Annotated in this window: 4 protein-coding genes and 2 pseudogenes; 3 read left to right on the top strand and 3 right to left on the bottom strand. The window is 68.6% G+C overall.

Annotation, left to right across the window (positions count from 1 at the left end):
- Positions 1–544: RDD family protein (locus tag CCN56_RS24595; RefSeq protein WP_086830073.1), on the top strand; the 544-nt coding region annotated here is incomplete at its 5' end.
- A 21-nt stretch (positions 545–565) separates the two neighbouring features.
- Here the strand turns inward: CCN56_RS24595 and CCN56_RS24590 are convergent.
- Positions 566–823: a hypothetical protein gene (locus CCN56_RS24590; protein ID WP_086830071.1), complete on the bottom strand. Its 258-nt coding sequence runs from the start codon at positions 821–823 to the stop codon at positions 566–568.
- Positions 824–1,152: 329 nt separating this feature from the next.
- On the opposite strand from CCN56_RS24590, the gene CCN56_RS24585 reads away from it, so the two are divergent.
- Entirely contained in the window at positions 1,153–3,567 is a 2,415-nt protein-coding gene (locus tag CCN56_RS24585) for an immune inhibitor A domain-containing protein (protein ID WP_086830069.1), read from the top strand.
- 123 nt (positions 3,568–3,690) lie between these two features.
- Positions 3,691–4,002, top strand: a complete 312-nt coding sequence (locus tag CCN56_RS24580; protein WP_086830067.1) for a hypothetical protein — start codon at positions 3,691–3,693, stop codon at positions 4,000–4,002.
- 46 nt (positions 4,003–4,048) lie between these two features.
- Here the strand turns inward: CCN56_RS24580 and CCN56_RS44820 are convergent.
- Both CCN56_RS44820 and fadH read right to left on the bottom strand, forming a co-directional pair.
- Positions 4,049–4,585, bottom strand: a pseudogene (locus CCN56_RS44820) (isochorismatase family protein); the annotation flags it as partial.
- Between the two features lie 87 nt (positions 4,586–4,672).
- Positions 4,673–4,999 (bottom strand): annotated as a pseudogene (gene fadH / locus CCN56_RS44815) (NADPH-dependent 2,4-dienoyl-CoA reductase); the annotation flags it as partial.
- Positions 5,000–5,031 lie beyond the last annotated feature (32 nt).

Genomic DNA, 5,031 nt, shown 5'->3' with positions numbered 1-5,031 from the left:
GCCGCCGCCCCCGCCCCCGTACGGCAGTCCCTACGGCGGCGGTTACGGCGGGACCGATCCGCTCTCCGGGATGCCGCCGCTCGCGGATACCGGACGCCGGATCCTCGCGCGGCTCGTCGACTGGGTGATCATCGCGGTGCCGCTCGCGATCATCGGCATCCCGTTCGACATCTACGACCGGGCGACCCGGAACGGCGACGGCTTCGACAACACGGTCAACAGCCTCAACGGTGGCAGCCAGCTGGTCTTCCAGCTCATCACGATCGTCGCGTACATCGCGTACGACACCGTGCTGACGGCCAAGAACGGCCAGACCCTCGGCAAGAGGCTGATGAAGCTGCGGGTCGCGATGCTCAACGACGGGACGACGCCCCCGATGAGCCAGTCGCTGCTGCGCGCCGTCGTGCTCTGGCTGCCCGCGCTGGTCTGCTGCGCCTGCCTGTGGCCGCTGCTCCTACTGATCCTGATCATGGTCGACAAGCCGTACAAGCAGGGTCTGCACGACAAGGCGGCGAAGACGGTGGTCGTCACCGTCCCTCAGTGAGGGGCGACAAGGGACGAAGCGTCACGAACCGATCCGGGTATCGGCCCCCGCGCCCACGCGCTCGGCCGACACCCGGATCTCTTCGTCCACGGGGGTGTTGACGGGCCGCTCGCGCACCGGCATCGTCACCGCCACGAGGACGCCGAGCAGCAGGCCGGCGGCGCAGATCACCGTGATGCCCAGGGGCGTCGTCGTGCCGGAGAGCAGCAGCAGGGCAACGGTCGTGAGGACGACGGTGGCCGAACCGTAGGTGAGTTGTGCGGCGTTCGGACGCTGCATGACGGGTACCACCCCTCGGGACTTCGCGGTTCGACTCTACGACGGTGGATGCCCGGACGGTGTGACAGGTAAGCGTGACCTAACTCATGATGCCGGTGCACAGGGGGCGCACGGGGTCACGAAACCGCCCATCTCCCTTCACGATGCGCCCGCTTGGTGTTCGATTATCGGAAACTCGCACCCGCATAGTGCAATTGACCCGTTCAAGTCAAGATCTGTCTTTTCTCGTTGCACTCCGGTCGAATGTCGTCACTTGTGACGCGCGACCCCGCCGGACGGACACCCCACCTTCGGTCCGAGAGCGCGGGCGCCGGGGAGGACAACATCAAGTGACCAACAGACGACGGGCGATCAGAGCGTCCGCAGTCGTCGTGGCGCTCGCGGCCACCGCCGCCACCGCCTCGACCTTCACCACCGCCTGGGCCGACAACAACGGCAACGCGACGCCGGCCGCGGGCATCCAGACCGTCGACAAGACGGCGGTCGACCACGACCTGCCGGGTCCGTTCAGCGAGCAGCAGGAGCTCCAGCGCAAGGCCGCCCTGGAGCAGGTGCTGAACGGCGAGGCCACGGTCCAGAATCGGGGCGGTTCCAAGGTCGTCAAGCTCGACAACAAGAAGTACGTCGAGCTCGGCCGCGAGAAGACCGACAAGATCTTCACGATCCTCGTCGAGTTCGGCGACCAGGTGGACAACACCACCATGATCGACCGCAAGGACGACGACACGCCGGACCTCAAGCCGAAGTACGGCGGCACGCCCGGCCCGCTGCACAACTCCATAGCCCAGCCCGACCGTGCGAAGGACAACTCCACGGCCTGGCAGGCGGACTACAACCAGCAGCACTTCCAGGACCTGTACTTCGGCACCGGCAAGAACGCCGACGGCACGCCGAAGCACTCCATGAAGACCTTCTACGAGCGGACCTCGTCCGGCCGTTACTCGGTCGACGGCACGGTCTCCGACTGGGTCAAGGTCCCGTACAACGAGGCCCGTTACGGCTCGAACTACTGCGGCCAGAAGAACTGTGCCAACGTCTGGGACACCGTCCGCGACGGTGTCAACGCCTGGGCCGCCGACCAGAAGGCCAAGGGCAAGACCGACGCCGAGATCAAGGCCCAGCTGGCCGGGTACGACCAGTGGGACCGTTACGACTTCGACGGCGACGGCAACTTCAACGAGCCCGACGGCTACATCGACCACTTCCAGATCGTCCACGCGGGCGAGGACGAGTCGGCCGGCGGCGGCGTGCAGGGCCACGACGCCCTGTGGGCGCACCGCTGGTACGCCTACGGCACCAACGCGGGCAAGACCGGCCCGGAGAACAACAAGGCCGGCGGCACCCAGATCGGTGACACCGGCATCTGGGTCGGCGACTACACGATGCAGCCGGAGAACGGCGGCCTCGGCGTCTTCGCCCACGAGTACGGCCACGACCTCGGTCTGCCGGACCACTACGACACCTCCGGCGGCGGCGAGAACTCCACCGGCTTCTGGACCCTGATGTCGTCCGGTTCCTGGCTCGGCCAGGGCAAGGACTCCATCGGCGACCTGCCCGGCGACATGACCGCCTGGGACAAGCTCCAGCTCGGCTGGCTGAACTACGCCAAGGTCAACGACTGGCAGCGCGCCACCAAGACGACCCACAAGCTGGGCGTCTCGGAGTACAACACCAAGAACCCCCAGGCGCTCGTCGTCGAGCTGCCGAAGAAGGTCGTCCCCACCGACGTCGTGGCCCCCGCCGAGGGTGCCTCGCAGTGGTGGAGCAACATGGGTGACGACCTCAAGAACACCCTGACCCGTTCCGTCGACCTCACGGGCAAGTCGTCGGCCTCCCTGGAGCTCCAGGGCTGGTACGACATCGAGGCCGAGTACGACTACCTCTACGCCGAGGTGTCGACCGACGGCGGCGCCAACTGGACGGCCCTGAACGGCACCGCCGACGGCGTGGCCATCCCGAAGGACGCCTCCGGCGCCCCGGGCCTGACCGGTGTCTCCGACACGCACAAGAAGCTCGTCTACGACCTGGGCGCGTACGCGGGCAAGAAGTTCGACCTCCGCTTCCGCTACCAGACGGACGGCGGCGCGGGCGGCAAGGGCTTCACGGCCGACGCCATCAACCTGACCGCCGACGGTGCCTCCGTCTTCGCCGACGGCGCCGAGAACGGCGACAACGGCTGGGTCGCCAAGGGCTTCTCGCGGATCGGCAAGGGCTTCACGAAGGAGTACGAGCAGTACTACATCGCGGAGAACCGCCAGTACGTCTCGTACGACAAGACCCTCAAGGTCGGCCCGTACAACTTCGGTTTCACGGGTGACAAGGACGGCTGGGTCGAGCACTACCCGTACCAGAACGGTCTGCTCATCTGGAAGTGGGACCTGTCCCAGAAGGACAACAACACCTCCGAGCACCCGGGCGTGGGTCGGGTCCTCCCGATCGACTCGCACCCGAGCCCGCTGAAGTGGTCCGACGGCTCGCTGATGCGCAACCGCATCCAGGCGTACGACTCGCCGTTCAGCATCTCCCGCACGGACGGCTTCCAGCTGCACCTCAAGGACGCCGCCACCTGGGTCCCGTCGCAGGCCGGCAACCCGACCTTCGACGACCGCAAGGGCGTCTACTGGTTCGCCGAGAACCCGCTCGCCGGTGTCCAGGTAACTGACACCAACACCAAGATCCAGGTCGTCAAGGAGCCGAAGGACGGCCAGACGATCACGGTCACGGTCGGCCCCTCGACCAAGTAATCGGTAAAACCGCAGGTCAAACCATGATCGGCCGTCGCCCTCTAGCGGGCGGCGGCCGATCGTGTTTAGGTGCGTCTGACACAAGTCTTATTGACATCTGATCCACGGGGGAGTGGTTCCGCTATGCCCAACGGAGGGTTCTGCAAGCTGCCGGGAGGCAGTGTGGTCGTCGCCATAGGGCTCCCCAGCCCGGCCGGCGACGGCGCCACCGTCCGCTTCCTGGTCCACGCCGCCAACCGAGCCCGCGCCCTGACCCGGCTGCGGAACCTGGGGCTGAGGGCGGTCTACCTCCGCGGCAACAGCGAGCCGCCCACCCCGGACGAGATCACCGCGGTCCTGCACCACCCGGAGGGCCTCCTGTGGAGATCCACACCGGGCGCCGCCCAGGAACTCTGGCACCCGGCGGGCTCCCTCCCGAAGGAACCGGCGGCGTAGGCCTCAGGCCGCTTCCCGAAGGAGCCGGCCGCACGGGCCTCGGACCTCAGGCCACCACCGGCTTGCCCGTCAGCTCCACGCCCGCCGTCCGGAGCTCCTCCAGGGCCCGGTCCGTGGTCTCCTTGGCCACGCCGGCCGTCAGCTCCAGCAGGACGTGGGTCCGGAAGCCCTCCCGCGCCGCGTCCAGGGCCGTCGCCCGGACGCAGTGGTCGGTCGCGATGCCGACCACGTCGACCTCGGTGACGTCGCGCTCGTGCAGCCACTCCGCGAGCGTCCGGCCGTTCTCGTCGCGCCCCTCGAAGCCGCTGTACGCCGCGGAGTACGCGCCCTTGTCGAAGACGGCGTCGATCGCCCCGCTGGCGACGGCGGGCGCGAAGTTCGGGTGGAAGCCGACGCCCTCCGTCCCGGCCACGCAGTGCACCGGCCAGGAGGACACGTAGTCCGGCTCCTCGCCGGCCGGGGCGAAGTGCGCGCCCGGGTCGACGTGGTGGTCGCGGGTGGCGACGACGTGCCGGTAGGAGGTGCCGCCCGTCTGGCCGACCAGCTCGGTGATGGCGGCGGCGACGTCCGCACCGCCGATCAGGTGCGCCGAGCGGCCGGCGGCGACCAGCTCCTCGTACAGGTCGCGCCGGGGCTCCTGCCCGGAGCAGAGCACGACCGTGTCGACCGGCAGCAGCTGCGCCTCGCCGTCGATCGTGACGTGCAGGCCCGCGTCGTCGATCCGCTCGTACGTCACGCCCGCCACCATGGTCACGCCCCGGTGCTTGAGCTCGGTGCGGTGGATCCAGCCGGTCGTCTTGCCGAGGCCGGCGCCGACCTTGGAGGTCTTGCGCTGGAGCAGGTGGACCTGGCGCGGCGGGGCGTTCCGCTCGGGCGCGCGCAGTCCGCCGCGGTTCTCGTACGAGGTGTCGACGCCCCACTGGCGGAAGTACGTCTCGGGGTCCTGGCTCGCGCCCTCGCCGCCGTCCGTGAGGAACTCGGCGACGTCGAAGCCGATGCCGCCCGCGCCGATGATCGCGACCCGCTCGC

Source organism: Streptomyces sp. NRRL B-24572 (assembly GCF_002156145.1).
Taxonomy (GTDB): domain Bacteria; phylum Actinomycetota; class Actinomycetes; order Streptomycetales; family Streptomycetaceae; genus Streptomyces; species Streptomyces vietnamensis.
This window is presented reverse-complemented; position numbering and strand designations above follow the sequence as displayed.